Genomic DNA, 19,475 nt, shown 5'->3' on the forward strand with positions numbered 1-19,475 from the left:
CCGGCCGCTGCCGGGGCTACTGCCGGAACCGGGGTTACTTGAAGCTTGCCCCTGTCAGGCCGCGGGTCGCGGCGACGAGCTTCATCGGGTCGGTGGACCCTGCCGGCGGCACGTACACGGCCACGGACTCGGCGAAGCTCAGGACCATGCCGGTGGTGGTTTCCTTGCCGCCGGCCAGGGCTGCGGCATCGTCACCGATGGTGAGCTTGTCACCCGAGGCCTTGGGGGTTCCCTCGAAGCCGAAATTGATCCTGCCCAGGACCAGGGCGCCGCCGTCTGCCGTCCGGAACACAACGGTGTTTTCGGGAGCCACCTTGTGGGTGAAGGAGAAGTTGCCGTTCTCGCCGGCCTTCACCACCTCGGCCTGGTAGGACAGGGTGTCCGCAATGTACGGCGAGGACTCCCCTTCCACGAGCTTGTCCTTGTAGGCGGAATCAGCGGAGGTCAGGCGGTCGGCAAGGCCGGACATGGCTTCTTCGCCGCTGTAGAGCAGGCCGGTCTTATCGCCGGCAGCCAGGGTCTCCGTACCGTCCCGGTTGATGGTGGGGAAGGTGGTTCCGGGCTGCAGCGGGTTGGTTTCCACCAGCTTGTAGTTCTCTCGGGGAGAGGGCTGCACCAGTGTCAGCAGCTGGGGCACCACGTTGCCATCGCCCTGGGTCACGGCCATGACGGACCGCGGCCACTCGCGGTCGCTGGTCACCACCGTGGTGAGCAGCTTGGTGGAGCGGACCGGCATGCGTGGCTCGTAGGAGCCCACCTGGGAGCGGATCTTGTAGTTCTGGGTGCGGACTTCAAGCTCGGTGCCACCCACGCGGTCCGCGAGTTTGGCCGCATCCTTTGCGGCATCGCCGGCGTCAACGGCACTGGAGACCTGCTCCAGGATCCTGCGGAACTGGGCATCCAGCAGCACGGGTGAACCGGACTGCTCCTGCGCGGCAGGCGAAGCAGCGGCAGACGGGTCCGCGGAAGGCGCCGGCGAGGTGGCGCTTGCGGCGGCACCGGTTCCGGCCACGACTGCAACAGCCACCATGCCGGCGGCCGCCATGGTGACCCGGGAGGACCCTGCCTCTTTGCGGGCCCGGGCGCGCTGTGCAAAGCCGCTGCCCTTGCCGTCCCCTTCGCCGTTGCGCTTGCGGGCGGAGAGCAGGGCAAGGGCGATTCCGCCCAGGATCAGCAGCGAGCCGAGAACGATCAGCGGGATGGCCCAGGGCGTGGACGTGTCATTGGGGAACGTCATGGAAATGGTGGCCGGCGCGGGCTTGGTTCCGTCCGAGGCGAGCAGGAGGGCCCAGTCGCCGTCCGCCGGCGCGGTCCACGAGTACTCAAGCTCGCTGCTCGCGTTCTCGGTGGAAACCCACAGGTCCGAGCCGGCGGGGTTGGGTGCGGTGGCTTCGCCGTCGGCGTGTTCAACCTGCAGCGACTTCTCGTCCGCGGAGACGCCGGTGATGGTGTTGTGCGCAGTCTGGCCCACCCACGCGTCCACGTCGTCCGGCCGGCCTGCTGCCAGGAGGAAGTTACCGTCGCCCTCAATGGTGATCTTGACGGTCCCGCCGTGAAGGGTGCGCAGCTTTTGGTCGATCACGGTCAGCGGCGCTTCGGCAGCATCCGCCGGAGCGGTTGCCGTAAAAGTCTCGGCGGGGGCCCAGATGGTTCTCTGGCCGATGCCGGCCAGAAGTGTCAGGAGGCCGAGCAGCACGAGTGCGACTGCAGTCTTTAAACGCAAGGGAACACCTATCATCAGCGGGGGTTTCCTATCAATAGTATCCGTTTTGTTATGGAAGGCCCGGATCGGGGCTTCCCGGGGGACCTCCAGCGCACCTGCAGCCGGGCTGTTCCGCTGCTGTTGACAAGGCTGCTGATAGTGTTTGCGATGATCATCACACCGGCCCGCGGACGCGGTGCCACCTACGGAACAGGCCCTTAAAACCAGTGACTGACAAGACGGACGAATCCTCCGCGGCGCCAGAGAACCCGGGGGGTGGGCAGCCGCCGGCAGCCGCTCCGCAGGTTACTGCAGCTGCCCGCCGGAAGAGGCCCGCGGCGGCCGCACTCGGGCTGCTGCTCCACCGCCTGCGCCAGCCGCTGCCGGGTGCCCAGCCCCGGCTTCGGTTCGAAATGCCGCCGGAGTACTCCCGCCAGAACGGGGAAGAGGCAGCACAGGACAGCACCGTGCAGCCGCAGTTTGGCAGCCCAGGCCCCCGGATCTCGCCGCAGCATCCCCTTTACATGGGTTTCATGGGGACGGTGGGCGTCGGACTTGCCCTGCTGGTCTACTGGATTGGCTCCAACACCACCCAGCTGCTGCTGTGGATTGTGGCGGCGCTGTTCATCGCGCTGGGCCTGGAACCTGTGGTCAGCTGGCTGGAAAGCCGGAAGATCCCCCGCCCCGCCGGAATCCTGGTGTCCGTCACGGTGCTGGTGAGCGCCGTCGTCGGATTTTTTGCCACCCTCATTCCCACCATCGTGGAGCAGGTCACCCAGATCGTCGAGCAGGCACCAGTGTGGATCCGGGACTTCATCGACTCCGACTTTTTCCGCAGCCTGGACGACCAGTTCGGCGTGCGCGACCGGGTCACGGAGGAACTGGAGAAGTTCGTGAACGATCCTGCCGCGATGGGCGGAATCTTCGGAGGCGTGGTGGGCTTTGGCTCCACCGTGGCCAACGGCCTCTTCGGCACCCTGATTGTCCTGGTGCTGAGCCTCTACTTCCTCGCCGCCCTGCCCGCGATGAAGAAGTGGGGCTACCGGCTGGCGCCGCGCTCCCGGCGGCACCGCGTTGAAGCCCTGTCCGAGGAAATCACCCGCTCGGTGGGCAACTACGTGATCGGCCAGGCGGTGGTTGCCCTCCTGAACGCGACCTTCGCCTTCATCGTGATGACCATCGTGGGCATCCCCTTCGCCCTGCTGCTGGCCTTTGTGGTGGCCCTGCTCGCCTTCATCCCGCTGGTGGGCGGCATGATCGCGGGCATCGTGGTGCTGCTGGTCTCGCTCACCGAGGGCTGGCAGGTGGCGGCGGTCTACGGGATCTGCTACTTCGCCTACCTGCAGTTCGAGGCCTACTTCATCTCGCCGCGCATCATGCAGAAAGCCGTGGCGGTCCCCGGCGCCGTCGCCGTGATTTCCGTCATTGCCGGCGGCAGCCTGCTGGGCGTGCTCGGCGCACTGATCGCCATCCCCACGGCTGCTGCCGTCCTGCTGCTGGTCAGGGAGATCTACATCGTCAGGCAGGACCAGCACTAAGCCGGCCGCGCCGGCGGGCCCTTCGCTCCGAGCCGAGGCTGCCGCTCCCTAGGCCGAGGCCGTAGCCGCCGGCCCGCTCCATTCGTGCGGCAGCCCGGCAGCGCCCGATCCTGCCTCGGTGACGTCATCCACTATCTCGTTGAGCACGCGGGAGGCGTACTTCTCCCCCACCCACAGGTGCTTGGCGCCGTCCACCCCCACCACGCGGGCCTGCGGAACCAGGCTGAACCGGGCGGCGGCTTCGTCCGGCTTGAGGAAGTCGTCGTGCTCCGGGACCAGTACCGTGAGCGGCTTCCCGGATTCCGCCCACAGGCGCAGGTGTTCGTCCGTTGCGCGGTGCAGCGGGGGCGAGAGCAGGACCGCGCCCTCGATCTGGGACGCCACTGGCTCCACCGCGCCGTACATCAGGGCAAGCTCCGTGCCAAAGGACCACCCCACGAGCCAGCGGTTGGGCAGGCCCCGTTCCACGGCGAAGCGGACCGAGGCCTCAATGTCATGGCGCTCCCCGATGCCTTCTTCGAACGCGCCGCTGCTGGTTCCGCGGGGCGAGCCGGTGCCCCGCGTGTTGAAGCGGAGCACCGCAACCCCGGCAAGCGCCGGCAGGCGGTAGGACGCCTTGCGGTAAACGTGCGAGTCCATGAATCCGCCGTGGGTTGGAAGCGGATGAAGGGTGATCAGGGTGGCCTTCACGGGGCCGGATTCCGGCAGCGCCAGCTCCCCCACCAGGACGTGGCCGTCCTCCGTGTGCAGCTCAACGTTCTCGCGCCGGGCCGGCAGCACCGTGGAGGCGCGGATGGGGGTGGGCCCTGCGGGCTGGCGGAATTCGTACGACGCCGGGTCAAAAGTCATGCCTGCCAGCTTAGCGACAGCGGACGCGTCTTTGCCCGCTGCCGCTAGCGGTAGCGGTAACTGCGCGACATCCAGCAGTTGGTGTGCCAGTGCCGCCGCTCCGCCAGGCCGGCGGCGGCCCCGAACAGGTGGTCATCCTTCCAGACCACCAGGTGGGCCACGCCGGGCAGCACCGCAGTGGAGCATTCAGGGCAGATATAGGTTTTCTCGGCATTCCGGGCCGTCATGGTGCGGACCATCCATTCGCCGTCGGGCGCGCTCTCCCGCCGCGCGATGCCGGCACGTGCCCGTTCGAGGTCGAGTTCGGGGATGTCCTGGCTGCCCTTCTTTCCGGCGCCCGTCCTTCCGGACCCGGTACCCTTTCCGGAAACGGGACGTCGGGGACGGTTGGAGCGCGGCATGCATCCATTCTGCCCCAGCGGCTGGCCGCTTAGCTCCTGGGCCGGCCTGCGGCACCCGCCGTGGCAGGGGGACCAACGGCGGAGCCCGCACCCTGCAGACGGTAGTCTGTACGGCGTGCGACTTGTCATAGCCCGATGCTCCGTTGATTACGTTGGCCGGCTTAAAGCCCATCTCCCGCTGGCCACCAGGCTCCTGCTGGTGAAGGCCGACGGCTCCGTCCTGGTCCATTCAGACGGCGGTTCCTACAAACCGCTCAACTGGATGAGCCCGCCGGCGACGCTCCGGGTTTCCTCCCCGGAGGAGGTGGACCTCGAACTCGGGGTGGTGGAGCAGTGGACCGTGCAGTCGGCCAAGACCGACGACCGGCTGATCATCAACATCCACGAAAAACTCGATGAGTCCTCCCACGACCTCGGCGTGGACCCCGGCCTGATCAAGGACGGGGTGGAAGCGGACCTGCAGCGGCTCCTGGCGGAGCAGATCGAAACACTCGGAACCGGCTACTCCCTCATTCGCCGGGAGTACTTCACGGCGATCGGCCCGGTGGACATCCTGGCGCGCGACGCCCAGGGCGCCACGGTGGCCATTGAGCTGAAGCGCCGCGGTGATATCGACGGCGTGGAGCAGTTGACGCGCTACCTCGAACTGCTCAACCGCGACCCCCTGCTGGCCCCGGTCCGCGGGATCTTTGCGGCCCAGCAAATCAAGCCGCAGGCAAAGGTCCTCGCCAACGACCGCGGGATCGACTGCGTGACCCTCGACTACGACGCCATGCGCGGCGTTGACGACAGCGAATCCCGGCTTTTCTGACGCCCGCGGCGCGGCGTTAAAACCCTGCTTGAATAAGCCCCTGACATGCGCATTAACCTGTTTTTTGCCGAAAATTTGTCCGTTTCACCGCGCAAACCGTTGACCTGCGGGAACGGGCATGAAATTCTTGTCTCAGTCTTTGTGTAGGTGTTTTTCATGCTCGCAAGACATGTTGCGAGCGCGAAGCTCCTGCAGCGCCGAATCCCTTTCCGGGACGGTAATTCAGGATTCTTCTCGCGGAGTGACCAAGGCCGGCACGAGGTGTGCCGATCTTAATAAGTTCCATAATGAGGAGAAATAAATGGCACAGGGAACCGTCAAGTGGTTCAACGCTGAAAAGGGCTTCGGCTTCATTACCCCGGATGACTCGGACGGGGACGTTTTTGTCCACTACTCCGAAATCCAGACCGGCGGCTTCAAGACCCTCGACGAGAACCAGCGCGTTCAGTTCGAAATCGGCCAGGGTGCCAAGGGTCCCCAGGCTACCGGCGTAACGCTGGTCTAGTCCCGCATTCCGGCCGCTGCTGCGGCCGGCAGCGAAACAATGGTCCCCGGCATAAATGCCGGGGACCATTGTTGTTATTACCCGAATTCATTTCACCAGTTTGCGGACCAGTCGGGCGCCCTGCGGCAGGGAAAGCCCTGGCAGGTAGGCGCGGGTCAGGGCCCGGCCGATGGCCGGCAGGTGAAGCGGGTCCTGGTAGTAGAGGTAGAGCGCCCGGTACTCGGGCTTGAACCTGGACTTGAATGCCGCCAGGGACCGGAATCCGTAGACAGGCTCCAGTGCGTGCCCCACCAGGTCCAGGATCCGCACCAGGTTCTCCGGCCCCGCCTGGGCGCCTTCCCCTTCGCCCGCCCCGTCGTCCGAACCATCCGCCTGGTTTCCTGCCTGGTCTGCGGGACGGCTGGCCAGCGGGGACCCGGACAGGGAGATGACCTCCACGGATCCGCGCAGCTCCAGCACCGCGGAGGCGATAAGGAACTCCATCACCCCGGGAAAACCCTCGCTGCCGCGGCGCATCACGTCCAGCGTGCGGCTGACCAGCCGCCCGCCCTCGTACACGGGAAGCCAACTGGTAACCCCATGGACAGTCCCGCCCTCATCCACGGCGAGGCAGCACAGCACCTCGTCGTCCTCAAGCTCATCCACGCCGCCCAGGGTGAAGCCCATCTCGGGGACGGACTTCCCTGCCGCCCACTCCTCGGAAACCTCGCTCAACCTGGACCGGAGGGCCGCCGGCAGTGAGTGGTAGGGGCCCCACACGGCGTGCACGCCCAGCTTCGCAGCCCGGTTAAGGGCTGTCCGGACGTTCTGCCATTCCTTCCCCTTGAACTCAAGCTGGCGGATCGGCAGGCGTGTCTCCTGTGCAACTGCAACCCGGGAAAACCCGCGTTCCTTCAAGGCAGGCCATACCGAGTCATCGCACGAGTACAGCGCCGGAATCATGGCATGCCCCCGGCAGTACGCCAGGAACCCTTCGGTCACGGCCTGCTGGGCATCGCTGGGCCCGAAAGCGCCACCGAGGGTCAGGGCAACGCTGCCGTGCTGCTGGAAGGCAACGGCACCCTTGCCGTCAGGACTGAACCAGTAGCTGTTGGGTTCCCACAGCGCCATCCAGGAGAGCGGGCCGCCGCCCTGGCGCAGCAATGCCCGCGCCCGTTCCCGGTCCTCCGCACCGGAGTCCGTCCCGCGGGCCTTGCCCAGGAGCACCCACCACACGGCCGCCAGCGCGATGACCCAGAACACCGGCCCCGAATAGGCAAAGAGCACGGACTCCACTGCGTTGCGCTCAGCAAAGATGCGGTGGTACTGCTGCGGGATGGGCACGGGGACATACTGCCTGGCCAGCTCGGCCAGGAGGCCCAGCACGCCGCCGTCGCGCGCCAGTCCTCCCGCCCAGAACCAGGCAACGGCATACGAAGCTGCCAGGACGAGCCACGACCCGCCCACCACGGCTCCAAGCAACCGCCGGGCTGACGGCGCCGTCTGCACCCGGAACTGCCGCCGGTTGAGCCAAAGAACCAGCGCCAGCAGCAGCGGCACCACAACCAGCGGAAGGACGTGGGCAAAAGCAGAGCCCATCGCCCCCGCCTTCGGGCCCACCACGCGGGCAGGCACCAACGCGAACAGGGCGAGGTAGACGGCCGCCAGGGCTGTCACGGCGAGCTGGATGACAATGGCAATGTTCACGGCCAGCCGCCGGCCGCGCCGCATGCCGTCCGCGCAGATCAGCAGCAGGGCCACCGGGACCACTGCCAGGGCCAGGCCCAGCGGCCCTGCAAAACCCGCACGGCCGGCCTCGAGGCAGGAAGCCTCCACCGTGCTGCCGCAGTTGAGCGTCAGCTGCCCCAGCGTCGGGATCGGGTTCAGCACCATGTCGCGCAGGAGTGCCAGCGGTCCCGTGGGCGCCCGCGCGATCCCGGTCAGGATTGGACCGACAGCGAAGACGGCCACCGTGAGGGCCAGGAGGTTCCTGGTTTCGCGCCCGGTTGAGCGATGCCGGTGCAGTTGGCCCTGGTCCCCCTGGATCCACCAGCCGGCAACCAGCCCCAGAATTGCCCCCAGGAGGCCGAGGACGGTTTCGGCGTGTCCCACGTAGAGGACCAGCAGGAGGGAAACGGACAGGGATGCTGTCCGCAGCCGGCGCTGCCAGAGGACCGGCAGCCGGGCGCTGCCGGCAAGCCCTGCGGTGAGCAACGGCGCGTAGGGACCGATCAGGATGTCATCGGCCATCCTGTCCAGCCAGCCGTCCTGCGCGTAACCGGCGAGCTGGGTTGCCAGCAGGAACAGCGTGACGGCAGCAAACTGGCCTCCCAGCAGGAGTGCGATCGCTGCACGGGTGCCCAGCTTGCGTTCGGCCAGGCCGAGGAGCAGGACAATCATCAGCGATGCGGCCAGGTAGGCCAGAGGGTTGGTGGCGAAGAACATGCTGGTAAAGAGCGACCACCAGTTGCCGTCACGGAGGCCCGGGCCGCTCACTCCGGCAAGCCAGAGCAGCCGTTCCGGCGGGCCGGCCGCGAAGCTTCCGGTCACTGCCCCCGCTGCGAGGAAGATTCCGAGCACGGTCAGCGTGAAGGGCAGGGATTTCAGGGCCTCCATGGCCTGCTGCAGCGCGGGCCGCCCCACTGTGGACCAGGCAAGGGCAACTGTGCGGACCTGCTTCTCGGCGGTCATCCGGCCGTCCCCCACCGCTCTGCCAGGAAGTCCAGGGCGTCGGCAATCCGCTTCGAGGAAGTGTCCCAGGAGTGCCCGGTATGCTCCACCTCATGGGCGCGCACGGTGAAGCCCGCCTCTGTGGCTGCTGCCGCCAAAGTGCGGAGGTAGGCTACGAATTCGGGGTCGTCCTGGCCAGCTGTCAAGTACAGGCCGCTGCCGTCGAACCGCTGCTCCTTCATGATGGCCAGGGGTGTCTGCCGGTTGAAGGCTTCGGGGTCTCCGGGAAAGGAGGCGTCAATGGTCTTTTGGCGTTCCTTGGCGATTGCCGGCTCTGCCTCGCCGGAGAAGGACAGGACGGCGGGAAACAGGTCCGGATGCCTGGTTCCGAGCTGCAGGGCGCACGTTCCGCCGAAGGAGAATCCGCCGGCGGCCCACCGGCTGTGGTTGGTGTCCACCGCGAGGGTGGACTTTATCCAGTTCGGCACGTCCTCCGACAGGTAGGTGTCCGCGTGGGCTATCCGGCTGTCCATGCACATGGTGTTGGCGGACTGCGAACCGTTGGCGTCGGGAACCACCACCACGGGCGCCACTCCCCCATGCGCGGCGGCATAGGAGTCCAGATGGGACTGGAGCTGGCCTCCGGTCAGCCAGTCAGCGGGACCACCAGGCTGGCCTGCCACCAGGACCAGCACCGGAAGGGCCGGGCGGTTTTGCGCAAAGTAGGCGGGCGGCAGGTAGATATAGGCCTCCCGGGCGTTCATCCCGGACTTATCCCCGGGGATAAAAGCCTTCCGCAGCTCGCCTTCGGCAGGGACGTCCCCCTGCGGCACCCACCCGCGGAGGGCGACGCCGTCGGACTGTCCCGGCTGGCGCATCAACTCCTGCTCCAGCGTGGGGATCCGCGCGAGTGCCGCGCCGAAGAGGTCGCTGACCGTCTTGTGGAGGCCAAAATAGGCGTTGATCTGCACTGCCGAAAGGGCCGCCACCAAAAGGGCTGCCACGAGGCCGGCCGCACCGCGGCGCCACGTGTTCCGGGGCATCCTCAGCAGGAGCAGGAGCAGGGCGGCAACGCCGGGCACCACCCACAGGAGGACGGTGTCCGGAATGTTTTCCGGGAAGACGGAGAAGACGTTGATGAGTGCCCAGTGGACAGATGCAACCAGGGCGAAGGCGGCGGCTGTGGCGGCGATGACTTTCAGCAGCCAGGTCCGCCTGGCCAGCGCGGACGGAGGCAGCAGCAGGTAGGCGGCGCCCGCCACCCCGAGGGCGAGGGAAGCCCAATATACCGGCCCGTCGATGAGCCGGATGTCGAAGAACCAGTCCACGTTGGCTAGCGCCAAGTACCAATGCCGATGACCGGGCCGGCTTCCAGCCAGGATGAGAGTCCCGTATACGCGTCGAACTTCATGGCGAGGCGCAGGTCCTGGCCTTCGTACCGCAGTTCAACAATGACGACGTCGGGCTGCACCTTGACGGCCTCGGCCTCCGTGGGCTTCCGCCGGCCGAGCAGTTCAAGGGAGTGCCGCTTGAACTTGTGCTTGGGCCGCACGCTGAGGGAGAGCAGCCGGAACCATTCAAGGTCGTTGTCCTGATAACGACAAACCCCCATCTGCCAACTGTTTCCAGCCATGCAAATGGAGGCGTCCACCGTGCCGAGGGCACGCCGCAGATTGAAGCGGCGCACCCCCGAAAGGCACAGTGCAAAAATCAGCAATCCAAAAACGACTGCCAAGGCGATGAACAGACCCGGTGCGTCCATCAAGGTGATGCTAGCGGATCCCAGCGGTAGCCGAGCCGCCCAGATGGGCGTTGTCAGCAACGATGACCACGCGGTTGTTGTCCACGGAGAAGAACCCGCCGTCGACGTCTACCGCAATCCGGTCTCCCGAAACCGGCTGGATGGCCAGTTCACCCTCGGCCAGGATCGCCAGCAGGGGCGAGTGGCCGGGCAGGATTCCGATTTCACCATCGCTGGTCCGGGCCTTGACCATCTTGGCCGCTCCGGACCACACGAAGTGGTCCGCTGCGACAATCTCAACCTCAAGCTCAGCCATATTACTTGGTCTGTTCCTGGATCTTGGCCCACTGGCGCTCTACGTCATCCAGGCCGCCGACGTTGAAGAACGCCTGCTCTGCGATGTGGTCGAGCTCGCCGTCGCAGATGGCGGAGAAGCCTTCGACGGTGTCCTTGATGGAAACCGTGGAGCCTTCGACGCCCGTGAACTGCTTGGCGGTGTAGGTGTTCTGCGAGAGGAACTGCTGGATGCGGCGTGCACGCGACACGACGATCTTGTCCTCTTCGGAGAGCTCGTCAACGCCGAGGATGGCGATGATGTCCTGGAGTTCCTTGTTCTTCTGCAGGATCTGCTTCACACGGACAGCCGTGTTGTAGTGGTCCTTGCCGATGTACTGGGGATCCAGGATGCGGGAGGTGGACGTCAGCGGGTCAACTGCCGGGTACAGGCCACGGGAGGCGATTTCACGGGAAAGTTCCGTGGTCGCATCCAGGTGCGCGAAGGTGGTTGCCGGAGCCGGGTCGGTGTAGTCATCCGCGGGGACGTAGATGGCCTGCATCGAGGTGATGGAGTGGCCCTTGGTGGACGTGATGCGCTCCTGCAGGAGGCCCATCTCGTCAGCCAGGTTGGGCTGGTAGCCCACTGCGGAAGGCATGCGGCCGAGGAGGGTGGAAACCTCGGAACCTGCCTGCGTGAAGCGGAAGATGTTGTCGATGAAGAGCAGCACGTCCTGGTTCTGGACATCGCGGAAGTACTCCGCCATGGTCAGCGCGGACAGGGCCACGCGAAGGCGCGTTCCCGGCGGCTCGTCCATCTGGCCGAATACAAGGGCGGTGTCCTTGAGGACGCCTGCCTCTTCCATTTCAACCCAGAGGTCGTTGCCTTCACGGGTGCGCTCACCCACGCCGGCGAATACCGAGGTACCACCGAAGTTGCGGGCAACACGGGTGATCATTTCCTGGATCAGGACGGTCTTGCCCACGCCGGCGCCGCCGAACAGGCCGATCTTTCCACCCTTGATGTACGGGGTGAGGAGGTCGATGACCTTGATGCCGGTTTCCAGCATCTCGGTGGAGCCTTCGAGCGAGGCGAAGCTCGGTGCCTTGCGGTGGATGGGCCACCGTTCGCTGATGTTCAGTTCCGACTCGGCAACGTCCAGGGGCTGGCCCAGGACGTTGAAGATGTGGCCCTTGACGCCGTCGCCAACCGGTACGGAGATGGGGGCACCGCTGTCCACTACGGACGTGCCGCGGACGAGTCCGTCGGTTGCCTGCAGGGAGATGGCGCGGACGAGGTTGTCACCCAGGTGCTGGGAGGTCTCGAACGTGATGGTCTTGGTCTCACCGTTGAGAGTGATCTCGGTGGTGAGTGCGTTGTAGATGGACGGGATTGCGTCAGCCGGGAATTCGACGTCGACAACCGGGCCGATTACGCGCGCAATGCGGCCGGTGGCACCGGACGTTGCGGCTACGTGTTCGGTAGCAGTGGCAGTCATCTCTCTCACTTCACTCAGTAGATGGCGTGGGTTTAAGTTTATCTGTGGTGGTGCAGGTCCAGCGGAATCCGGGCTGCTGCTGGCTAGGACGCGAGGGCGTCGGCGCCGGCAACAATCTCGGAAAGCTCCTGCGTAATTTCAGCCTGGCGGGCCGTGTTGCGCAGACGCGTGTACTTCTTGATGAGGTCCGTGGCATTGTCGCCTGCGGACTTCATGGCACGCTGGCGTGCAGCAAGCTCCGAAGCCGCAGCCTGCAGCATGGCCGCGAAGATGCGTGACTCGATGTAGCGCGGCAGCAGGGCGTCAAGGACCTGCTCGGTTTCCGGCTCGAACTCGTACAGCGGCAAGAGGTCCGATTCAGAAGCGGCCTGCTCTTCCACTACTTCCAACGGAAGCAGGCGGATGACCGTGGGCTCCTGGGTAACCATGGACTTGAAGCGGGTGTACACCACGTGGATCTCGTCCACGCCGCCCTCTTCATAGTCAGTTGCGAAATCCGTCAGCAGCGCCTCGCCGATTTCACGGGCGGTGGCGAACTCAGGCGCGTCGGTGCCTCCGGTCCAGACGCGTGAATACTCACGGTTCCGGAATTCGTAGTAGGCCTGCGCCTTGCGTCCGACGAGGTACGTCTTGACTTCCTTGCCTTCAGCGTGGAGCAGCTCGTTGAGACCTTCCACCTGCTTGAGCACGCTCGCCGAGTACGATCCAGCCAGGCCACGGTCCGAGGTGATTACCAGGACTGCGGCACGGCGGATCTGCTCCGGCTCAGTGGTCAGCGGGTGGTCGATTTCGCTTTGGCTTGCGACAGCAGAAACGGCGCGCGTGATCGCGTTCGCGTAAGGCAGTGAAGCTGCTACGCGCGCACGGGCCTTGCCGATGCGCGAGGTAGCGATCAGTTCCATCGCCTTGAAGATCTTGCGCATCGACGTGGTCGAGCTGATCTTCTGGCGGTAGACCCGAATCTGGGCTCCCATACTTATCCTTTCCTAACATTCCTTAGACCGGATGCGCCGGGCCCTTGGGCCCGGCACATCCAGTCAGCGGAACTAGCGCTTCTGCTTGACGATTTTTTCCTGGTCGACTTCGCCCTCGGAGATGGCTTCATGCTCCTCGTGGCCGGCGCCTACCAAGTGGTTGTCGCCCTCGCCGAAGAAACCCTTCTTGAAGTCCACGATGGCGGACTTCAGGGCTGCAACGGTGTCGTCGTCCAGCACGTTGGTCTGGGCCAGCGTGGTCAGGATCGAGGACTTGTGCGCCAGGTGCTCCAGGAACTCGGACTCGAAGCGGCTGATGTCCTCAACCGGAACGTCGTCAAGGTAGCCGTTGGTGCCGGCCCAGATGGACACAACCTGGTTCTCCACCGGGAACGGTGAGTACTGGCCCTGCTTCAGCAGTTCCATCAGGCGGGCGCCACGGGTCAGCTGCTGGCGGGATGCGGCGTCCAGGTCCGAGGCGAACATGGCGAATGCCTGCATGTCGCGGTACTGGGCCAGGTCCAGCTTCAACGTACCGGAGACCTTCTTCATGGACTTCACCTGTGCGGCACCGCCCACGCGGGAAACGGACACACCCACGTCGACAGCGGGGCGCTGGTTGGCGTTGAAGAGGTCCGACTGGAGGAAGATCTGGCCGTCGGTGATGGAGATGACGTTGGTCGGGATGTAGGCGGAAACGTCGTTCGCCTTGGTCTCGATCAGCGGCAGGCCCGTCATGGAGCCGGCACCCAGTTCGTCGGAGAGCTTTGCACAACGCTCAAGCAGGCGGGAGTGCAGGTAGAAGACGTCGCCCGGGTAGGCTTCGCGTCCCGGCGGGCGGCGCAGCAGCAGCGACACTGCACGGTAGGCCTCAGCCTGCTTGGAGAGGTCATCAAACACGATGAGGACGTGCTTGCCGCCGTACATCCAGTGCTGGCCGATGGCCGAACCTGCATACGGTGCCAGGTACTTGAAGCCCGCGGGGTCGGAGGCAGGGGACGCCACGATGGTGGTGTACTCCAGCGCGCCGTTGTCCTCGAGGGTCTGGCGGATGGCGGCGATGGTGGACGCCTTCTGCCCGATTGCCACGTAGATGCAGCGGACCTGCTTGGTCACGTCGCCCGAAGCCCAGTTGGCCTTCTGGTTGATGATGGTGTCGATCGCGATTGCGGACTTGCCGGTCTGGCGGTCGCCAATGATGAGCTGGCGCTGTCCGCGGCCGATCGGGATCATGGCGTCGATTGCCTTGAGTCCGGTCTGCATCGGCTCGTGCACCGACTTGCGCTGGGTCACGCCGGGAGCCTGGAGCTCCAGGGCGCGGGTGGTCTCGGCCTTGATCTCGCCGAGGTCGTCGATGGGCACGCCCAGCGGGTCGACAACGCGGCCGAGGAAGGCGTCGCCCACGGGAACGGACAGAACCTGTCCGGTGCGGTGCACTTCCTGGCCTTCTTCGATGCCGGTGAAGTCGCCGAGGATGATGACGCCGATTTCGCGGACGTCGAGGTTCTGGGCAAGGCCCAGCGTGCCGTCCTCAAAGCGAAGCAGCTCGTTCGCCATGACCGAGGGAAGGCCCTCAACACGGGCGATGCCGTCACTAGCGGTGGTTACGCGGCCGACCTCTACGCGCTCTGCGTTTCCGGGTTCGTAGGACGCCGCGAACTCGTTCAGCGCAATACGGACGTCGTCGGCGTTGATGGTCAATTCGGCCATCTGCAGTCCCTGCTCTCCTGTTTTGTGATCACCGTTGCCGGTGACCGGGGTTTCTATCAGTTGGGTTGTGCTTGTCCGGCTAGCCGGCCAGCTGGCGCTGCAATTGGCCCAGCCTGGTGAGGACCGAAGCGTCGAGCACTTCGTCACCAACCTGGACGCGGATGCCGCCAATAAGTGACGGGTCAACGTTGAGGTTGACCTTCAATTCCCGTCCGTACATGGCATTCAGGCCCGCCTGAAGGCGTTCAAGCTGAGTCTGCGTCAGGGGACGGGTCACGCTGACCGTTGCAATCCAGCGCTGCTGCCGTTTGGCCGCCAGTTCGGCGAACCGCTGAACCAGCCGCGTGGGCTTGATGCCGCGGGGCTGGGTGACGGCCTGCGAGATGAGGACTTTGGCTTCCTCACTTGCGGCCGGCACCAGCTTCAGGGCGAGTGCGGTCTTCGCCGCACCACTGGCCTGTGGTTCGGACAGAGCACGTTGTACCTCGTGGCTGGAGCCAACAGCCTGGTTGAAGGAGAACAGATCGTTCTCCAGCTCTTCCAGGCCAGTGATTCCGGAGGCAGAAACGGCCGACTTGTTTTCAGCAACGGAAATGACCACCGTTGCGGCAAGAGTCTCGAGTGCATCGCCGATGTCACGGGCCGTTGCCCAGCGCAAGCTGGCCAGTCCGCCCGCGATCTCTGCAGCATCAGCGGAGACTTTCCCGCCAACCAGCTGCCTGACCAGCGCCGACTTTTCGTCACCGTTGCGGGACGGGTCAGTCAGGGCGCGGCGCAAGCCAGCCGAGCTGTCCACCATTCCCAGAATTCCGAAGAGTTCCTTTGCCAGCTGCAGCGACGCCGTAGGAAGTTTTGCTTCCAACTCCGCCAGTGCTGTTGCCAGCGATTCGCTCGATACGCCTGCCATTACTTAGCCGCACCTGCGTTCTGGGTCTCCAGATCTGCCAGGAAACGGTCCACGACCCGTGCTGCACGCTCGTCGTCGTTGAGCGCTTCGCCGACAATCCGGCCCGCCAGGGTGGTGGCCAGGGTGCCGACCTCGGAACGCAGGGACACAACGGCCGCCTGGCGCTCGGATTCGATCTGTGCGTGGGCCTGCGCCGTGATGCGGGCAGACTCTGCAGCTGCCTTCTCCTTGAGATCCGCGAGGATCTGGGCACCTTCGGCGCGGGCTTCCTCACGGATGCGGTTGGCTTCGGTGCGGGCGTCGGTCAGCTGCTGCTTGTACTCTTCGAGTGCAGCAGACGCCTCAGCCTGGGCCTTTTCAGCCTTTGCAATGCCGCCTTCAATGGCCTCGGCACGCTCGGCGAAGGTCTTTTCGAACATCGGGACAACGAACTTGACCACGATGAACATGAGGATGGCAAAGCCCACGAGGACAACGCCCATTTCCCAGATGTTGGGCATCAGGGGGTTGACTTCGCCCTCAGTGGCGGCTGAGATGATCAGCTGATTCATATTTCACCCGTCCTTTTCTACTCGGTTCTGTAAGTTCGCTTCGTTCTAAGGACTAGAGAACGAAGGCGAAGACCAGGCCGAGGATGGCGAGGGCTTCGGTCAGCGCAAGGCCGAGGAACGCGATCGGCTGCAGGACGCGCTGTGCTTCCGGCTGGCGTGCAACGCCGTTGATGTAGGCAGCGAATACGAGGCCAACACCGATACCACCGCCGATTGCGGACAGACCGTAACCTACGAGGTTGAGATTGCCTTCCATTTTTATTCCTTTCAAGATGCCACCCATGTGGCAGGTTGTTTGGGTTGCTCTATCCCCGCGAGGGGAAGTCTTTGTGCCCGGCGGCGTATTGCCGCCGGGCGGGGTGCCTAGTGGCTGTCAGCGTGGAGTGCGCCTTCGATGTAGATCGCAGTCAGCAGGGTAAAGACGTAGGCCTGCAGGACCATGATCAGGGCTTCAAGCATGTACATGGCGATCGCACCGGCCAGGACCAGGATCGAGGTTCCCTTGAGCAGGACGTTCTCCTGCATGACGAGGAACTCAATGCCGGAACCGGCGATCATCACGATGAGGTGCCCTGCGAGCATGGTGGCGAACAGACGGAGGCTGTGCGTGACAGGACGGACCAGGAAGTTGGAGATGATCTCGATCGGGATCACGATCGGGAGGATGAACCACGGGACGCCTGAAGGCACGGTGGCCAGCTTGAAGTAGCGCAGGCCGTTCTTCTTGACGCCGATGCCGATCCAGGTGAAGTAGACAAGGGCCGCCAGCACGTACGCACCGCCCACATGCGAGAACGTGGGGAGCTGGATCAACGGGATGGCACCGTAGATGTTGTTGACCAGGATGAAGAAGAACAGGCTGAACAGCAGGGGGACGTACTTGATGAAGTCCTTGCCGCCGATGATGTCCTTGGCGATTCCGTTGCGGACGAAGCCGTAGGCGGCTTCGCCGGCGAACTGGAGTTTGCCGGGAACCAGCTGCTGCTTGCGTGCTGCAAGCACGAAGAAGGTGGCGATTATGGCGACAGAGAGGAGGACCAGCAGCATCTGCTTGGAGAATCCTTCTGTGGCACCCCACGGCAGGATTGCCGGCAAATGCATTTCGTTAATACCAGGAGGAGTGAACCCTCCTGAATCTTGGGCCGGGAGCGCAAGCGCGATCAACGCGTTTCCTCTCTGCAGTGTCCATCATTGGGCGTTGGGCGGGGACCGGCAGCCTGAAGGCCTGCTGTTCCCCCTGTGAAATTATTTGGCATTAGTGTCGCCGTCCTGGGACGGCCCGCTGGAAGCATGGCGCTCCCCAGCGTTATTTCGAGAACTGGTAAGGCCATGCATGTGGGAAAGGTAGAAACCTCCGACGGCTCCAAGCAGGGCGCCTGCGAGCACGATCCAGCGCGTTCCCCACACGTAATCCAGTCCCCACCCTATCAAACTCCAGACGATGATTCCGCCAATGATGTAGCTGAATACGGCCATGCCGGCGTTGTATCCGCCGTCGGTTCCGTCACTCGGTACACCGGGGGCAGAACCGCTCGATCGGCGGTTGCCGTTGCGGCCTTTGGTGGGCTTCTTCGGATCACGCATCGTGGTTTTCCCTGTTTTCCGGCTCGTTGTAGATCTGCAGGCGCGCTTTGCTGAAACCGTAGATTTCAGCAGCCTGCCACAGCACGACGGCGGTCACCGCGCCGGCAACAAACCAGCGGCCCTGCAGCCACTGCGGCGCCCCCACGACGAACAGCACGACGGCGAAGCCGACCACCTTGACGAAGTAGGTTGCCACGAACATGCCGATGGCACCCGAAGGATTGCTGCGGCCCACGAAGTGCCCTACCAGGAGGCTGATTCCGAAGAACAGCATGACCAGCAGGCCGCCGGCAATACTGGACAGGGCACCGTCCGTGCCCTGCAGAAGCAAGGCAAGGGCTGCGCAGAGGAGGAGTCCGCCCGCAGCGGCAATGGAGCTCAGCTTGAGGAGGTGCAGCCAGAGCGACGGAGTGGGGCCGGATGCGCCAACGGTTCCGTTGCCGGACGGAGGCCCGGACTCGGCGTTGGAGGTCATTCGATCCCAATCGTCGGCGCCGGCAGGCAGTCACCGGCAGGCAGGTTTGGAGGGGCAGCTTTGGCTGCCCCTAAATTCTACACGAGATAGAAATATTCGGCACGGACGTTACGCCCGCGCCTCGTCGCCCCGCCGGGCGAGGTAGGGCCAGGCAGTGACGAGGCCCATGACCAGGGTGGCGAAGATGTCCACCGCCAGCACCAGCTGCCACGGGAAGACGGCGAAGGCCAGTCCCCCGAAGGAGAGGATGGCTGTCCAGAGGTACATCAGGATCACGGCGGTGCGGTGCGAGTAGCCGATGTCCAGCAGCTTGTGGTGCAGGTGGCCCCGGTCCGCGGACCAGGGCGAGCGGCCGCGGGCGGTGCGCCGCACCACCGCAAGGCCAAGGTCCAGCAGCGGCAGGAAGAGGACGGCGAACGGGAGCAGGATGGGGATCACGGTGGAAATACCGTTGGCCCTGTCGTAGAGCCCCGACGTGATCTGCCCGGTGGACACGACGCCGGCGGAAGCCATCAGCAGTCCGATCAGCATGGCGCCGGAGTCGCCCATGAAGATCTTGGACGGAAACCAGTTGTGCGGGAGGAAGCCCAGGCAGCTGCCCACCAGGATGGCGGTGATCAGGGTGGCGAGATCCGAATAGTCCAGGAGCACGGCGTTGCGGTGCACCCAGTATGCGGTGAAGAAGAACGCTGTTCCGCCGATGATCGCCACACCCGCTGCCAGGCCGTCCAGGCCGTCGATGAAGTTGAAGGCGTTCATGGTGGTGACGATCAGTCCCGCGGTCAATAGCACCCGGACCGTCTCGTTTTCAAGGTAGATCGCCTCGGGCACCCACGGGACGATGGTCATCTGGACTCCCCAGACGGCCACTGTCAGGCCCGCGGCGCTTTGCCCGATGAGTTTCACCCACCAGCGGATGTCCATCAGGTCATCCGCCACGCCCACGAGGACAATGACGGCGGCACCCGCGAGGACGCCCCACGGGGAGAAGTTGTTGCGGTAAATGTCCTTGACGAAGAACGACTGGCTGGCCACGATGAGCGCCACCATCACCCCGAGGAAAATTGCCACCCCGCCCAGCCGGGACACTGGGATGGAATGCATGTCGCGGCTGCGGATGGGCAGGTGCAGTTCCAGCCGGTGGCCGATGACCCGGGCTCCCCAGGTGGCCGCATAGGACACGATGGCAGCCGTCAGCCCCATCAGCAGGTACATGATCATGGAACGGGGACCGTTTCAAGGGGGATGCTGAAGCAGGGCAACCGTGCCGGCAGTTGGTCCTTGGTCGAGGGGCTCACTGGCCGGG

Annotated in this window: 20 protein-coding genes; 3 read left to right on the plus strand and 17 right to left on the minus strand. The window is 64.8% G+C overall.

Features of this window, described 5'->3' with window-relative positions; all coding sequences use genetic code 11:
• Positions 1–34 precede the first annotated feature (34 nt).
• On the minus strand, positions 35–1,738 hold the full coding sequence (locus FHJ30_RS12560; protein ID WP_171059017.1) for a hypothetical protein: 1,704 nt from the start codon (positions 1,736–1,738) through the stop codon (positions 35–37).
• A gap of 191 nt (positions 1,739–1,929) precedes the next feature.
• Here FHJ30_RS12560 and FHJ30_RS12565 point away from each other — a divergent pair, with 191 nt between their 5' ends.
• Positions 1,930–3,240 carry an AI-2E family transporter gene (locus FHJ30_RS12565; RefSeq protein ID WP_139029616.1) on the plus strand — a complete coding sequence of 437 codons (1,311 nt, stop codon included), beginning with the start codon at positions 1,930–1,932 and terminating at the stop codon, positions 3,238–3,240.
• 48 nt (positions 3,241–3,288) lie between these two features.
• On the opposite strand, the gene FHJ30_RS12570 is transcribed toward FHJ30_RS12565, so the two are convergent.
• Positions 3,289–4,089, minus strand: a complete 801-nt coding sequence (locus tag FHJ30_RS12570; RefSeq protein WP_139029617.1) for an alpha/beta hydrolase — start codon at positions 4,087–4,089, stop codon at positions 3,289–3,291.
• 44 nt (positions 4,090–4,133) lie between these two features.
• Complete coding sequence (locus tag FHJ30_RS12575; protein ID WP_139029618.1) at positions 4,134–4,490, minus strand: ATP/GTP-binding protein; 357 nt, start codon at positions 4,488–4,490, stop codon at positions 4,134–4,136.
• 115 nt (positions 4,491–4,605) lie between these two features.
• Here FHJ30_RS12575 and nucS point away from each other — a divergent pair, with 115 nt between their 5' ends.
• Both nucS and FHJ30_RS12585 read left to right on the plus strand, forming a co-directional pair.
• The gene (nucS, locus tag FHJ30_RS12580) at positions 4,606–5,301 is read left to right on the plus strand and encodes an endonuclease NucS (protein ID WP_139029619.1); all 696 of its coding nucleotides are present in this window, start codon (positions 4,606–4,608) and stop codon (positions 5,299–5,301) included.
• Positions 5,302–5,602: 301 nt separating this feature from the next.
• Positions 5,603–5,806, plus strand: a complete 204-nt coding sequence (locus FHJ30_RS12585) for a cold-shock protein (protein ID WP_011692441.1) — start codon at positions 5,603–5,605, stop codon at positions 5,804–5,806.
• Between the two features lie 87 nt (positions 5,807–5,893).
• On the opposite strand, the gene FHJ30_RS12590 is transcribed toward FHJ30_RS12585, so the two are convergent.
• The 14 genes from FHJ30_RS12590 to FHJ30_RS12655 form a co-directional block, all read right to left on the minus strand.
• The gene (locus FHJ30_RS12590; protein ID WP_139029620.1) at positions 5,894–8,476 is read right to left on the minus strand and encodes a bifunctional lysylphosphatidylglycerol flippase/synthetase MprF; all 2,583 of its coding nucleotides are present in this window, start codon (positions 8,474–8,476) and stop codon (positions 5,894–5,896) included.
• Complete coding sequence (locus FHJ30_RS12595; RefSeq protein ID WP_139029783.1) at positions 8,473–9,783, minus strand: alpha/beta hydrolase family protein; 1,311 nt, start codon at positions 9,781–9,783, stop codon at positions 8,473–8,475. The genes FHJ30_RS12590 and FHJ30_RS12595 overlap by 4 nt, the downstream gene beginning before the upstream one ends.
• A gap of 5 nt (positions 9,784–9,788) precedes the next feature.
• The gene (locus tag FHJ30_RS12600; RefSeq protein ID WP_139029621.1) at positions 9,789–10,217 is read right to left on the minus strand and encodes a DUF2550 domain-containing protein; all 429 of its coding nucleotides are present in this window, start codon (positions 10,215–10,217) and stop codon (positions 9,789–9,791) included.
• 10 nt (positions 10,218–10,227) lie between these two features.
• Positions 10,228–10,512, minus strand: a complete 285-nt coding sequence (locus FHJ30_RS12605; RefSeq protein ID WP_013601509.1) for a F0F1 ATP synthase subunit epsilon — start codon at positions 10,510–10,512, stop codon at positions 10,228–10,230.
• A 1-nt stretch (position 10,513) separates the two neighbouring features.
• On the minus strand, positions 10,514–11,968 hold the full coding sequence (gene atpD, locus FHJ30_RS12610; RefSeq protein ID WP_139029622.1) for a F0F1 ATP synthase subunit beta: 1,455 nt from the start codon (positions 11,966–11,968) through the stop codon (positions 10,514–10,516).
• An 83-nt stretch (positions 11,969–12,051) separates the two neighbouring features.
• Positions 12,052–12,942, minus strand: a complete 891-nt coding sequence (locus FHJ30_RS12615) for a F0F1 ATP synthase subunit gamma (RefSeq protein ID WP_139029623.1) — start codon at positions 12,940–12,942, stop codon at positions 12,052–12,054.
• 72 nt (positions 12,943–13,014) lie between these two features.
• On the minus strand, positions 13,015–14,652 hold the full coding sequence (gene atpA, locus FHJ30_RS12620) for a F0F1 ATP synthase subunit alpha (RefSeq protein WP_139029624.1): 1,638 nt from the start codon (positions 14,650–14,652) through the stop codon (positions 13,015–13,017).
• A 79-nt stretch (positions 14,653–14,731) separates the two neighbouring features.
• Entirely contained in the window at positions 14,732–15,559 is an 828-nt protein-coding gene (locus FHJ30_RS12625; protein WP_139029625.1) for a F0F1 ATP synthase subunit delta, read from the minus strand.
• Complete coding sequence (locus tag FHJ30_RS12630; RefSeq protein ID WP_139029626.1) at positions 15,559–16,110, minus strand: F0F1 ATP synthase subunit B; 552 nt, start codon at positions 16,108–16,110, stop codon at positions 15,559–15,561. Before FHJ30_RS12630 ends, FHJ30_RS12625 begins: the two co-directional genes overlap by 1 nt.
• Before the next feature lie 52 nt (positions 16,111–16,162).
• Positions 16,163–16,366 carry an ATP synthase F0 subunit C gene (gene atpE, locus FHJ30_RS12635; protein ID WP_009356484.1) on the minus strand — a complete coding sequence of 68 codons (204 nt, stop codon included), beginning with the start codon at positions 16,364–16,366 and terminating at the stop codon, positions 16,163–16,165.
• 107 nt (positions 16,367–16,473) lie between these two features.
• Positions 16,474–17,274 carry a F0F1 ATP synthase subunit A gene (gene atpB, locus FHJ30_RS12640; RefSeq protein WP_139029627.1) on the minus strand — a complete coding sequence of 267 codons (801 nt, stop codon included), beginning with the start codon at positions 17,272–17,274 and terminating at the stop codon, positions 16,474–16,476.
• An 81-nt stretch (positions 17,275–17,355) separates the two neighbouring features.
• Positions 17,356–17,694 carry an AtpZ/AtpI family protein gene (locus FHJ30_RS12645; RefSeq protein WP_139029628.1) on the minus strand — a complete coding sequence of 113 codons (339 nt, stop codon included), beginning with the start codon at positions 17,692–17,694 and terminating at the stop codon, positions 17,356–17,358.
• Positions 17,687–18,169 carry a hypothetical protein gene (locus tag FHJ30_RS12650; RefSeq protein ID WP_139029629.1) on the minus strand — a complete coding sequence of 161 codons (483 nt, stop codon included), beginning with the start codon at positions 18,167–18,169 and terminating at the stop codon, positions 17,687–17,689. The genes FHJ30_RS12645 and FHJ30_RS12650 overlap by 8 nt, the downstream gene beginning before the upstream one ends.
• 108 nt (positions 18,170–18,277) lie before the next feature.
• Positions 18,278–19,390, minus strand: coding sequence for an MraY family glycosyltransferase (locus FHJ30_RS12655; RefSeq protein WP_139029630.1), 1,113 nt, complete (start codon positions 19,388–19,390; stop codon positions 18,278–18,280).
• Positions 19,391–19,475: the final 85 nt, after the last annotated feature.

Origin of the sequence: Arthrobacter sp. BB-1, assembly GCF_006151685.1 — a bacterium.
Classification (GTDB): Bacteria; Actinomycetota; Actinomycetes; order Actinomycetales; family Micrococcaceae; genus Arthrobacter.

Coding starts and splice junctions, on each gene's coding strand:
- FHJ30_RS12570 (WP_139029617.1), bottom strand. CDS start 4,089: ATGACTTTTGACCCGGCGTCGTACGAATTCCGCCAGCCCGCAGGGCCC.
- FHJ30_RS12560 (WP_171059017.1), bottom strand. CDS start 1,738: ATGATAGGTGTTCCCTTGCGTTTAAAGACTGCAGTCGCACTCGTGCTG.
- FHJ30_RS12625 (WP_139029625.1), bottom strand. CDS start 15,559: ATGGCAGGCGTATCGAGCGAATCGCTGGCAACAGCACTGGCGGAGTTG.
- FHJ30_RS12630 (WP_139029626.1), bottom strand. CDS start 16,110: ATGAATCAGCTGATCATCTCAGCCGCCACTGAGGGCGAAGTCAACCCC.
- atpE (WP_009356484.1), bottom strand. CDS start 16,366: ATGGAAGGCAATCTCAACCTCGTAGGTTACGGTCTGTCCGCAATCGGC.
- FHJ30_RS12615 (WP_139029623.1), bottom strand. CDS start 12,942: ATGGGAGCCCAGATTCGGGTCTACCGCCAGAAGATCAGCTCGACCACG.
- FHJ30_RS12655 (WP_139029630.1), bottom strand. CDS start 19,390: ATGATCATGTACCTGCTGATGGGGCTGACGGCTGCCATCGTGTCCTAT.
- FHJ30_RS12590 (WP_139029620.1), bottom strand. CDS start 8,476: ATGACCGCCGAGAAGCAGGTCCGCACAGTTGCCCTTGCCTGGTCCACA.
- FHJ30_RS12600 (WP_139029621.1), bottom strand. CDS start 10,217: ATGGACGCACCGGGTCTGTTCATCGCCTTGGCAGTCGTTTTTGGATTG.
- atpD (WP_139029622.1), bottom strand. CDS start 11,968: ATGACTGCCACTGCTACCGAACACGTAGCCGCAACGTCCGGTGCCACC.
- FHJ30_RS12605 (WP_013601509.1), bottom strand. CDS start 10,512: ATGGCTGAGCTTGAGGTTGAGATTGTCGCAGCGGACCACTTCGTGTGG.
- FHJ30_RS12585 (WP_011692441.1), top strand. CDS start 5,603: ATGGCACAGGGAACCGTCAAGTGGTTCAACGCTGAAAAGGGCTTCGGC.
- FHJ30_RS12650 (WP_139029629.1), bottom strand. CDS start 18,169: ATGACCTCCAACGCCGAGTCCGGGCCTCCGTCCGGCAACGGAACCGTT.
- FHJ30_RS12645 (WP_139029628.1), bottom strand. CDS start 17,694: ATGCGTGATCCGAAGAAGCCCACCAAAGGCCGCAACGGCAACCGCCGA.
- atpA (WP_139029624.1), bottom strand. CDS start 14,652: ATGGCCGAATTGACCATCAACGCCGACGACGTCCGTATTGCGCTGAAC.
- FHJ30_RS12575 (WP_139029618.1), bottom strand. CDS start 4,490: ATGCCGCGCTCCAACCGTCCCCGACGTCCCGTTTCCGGAAAGGGTACC.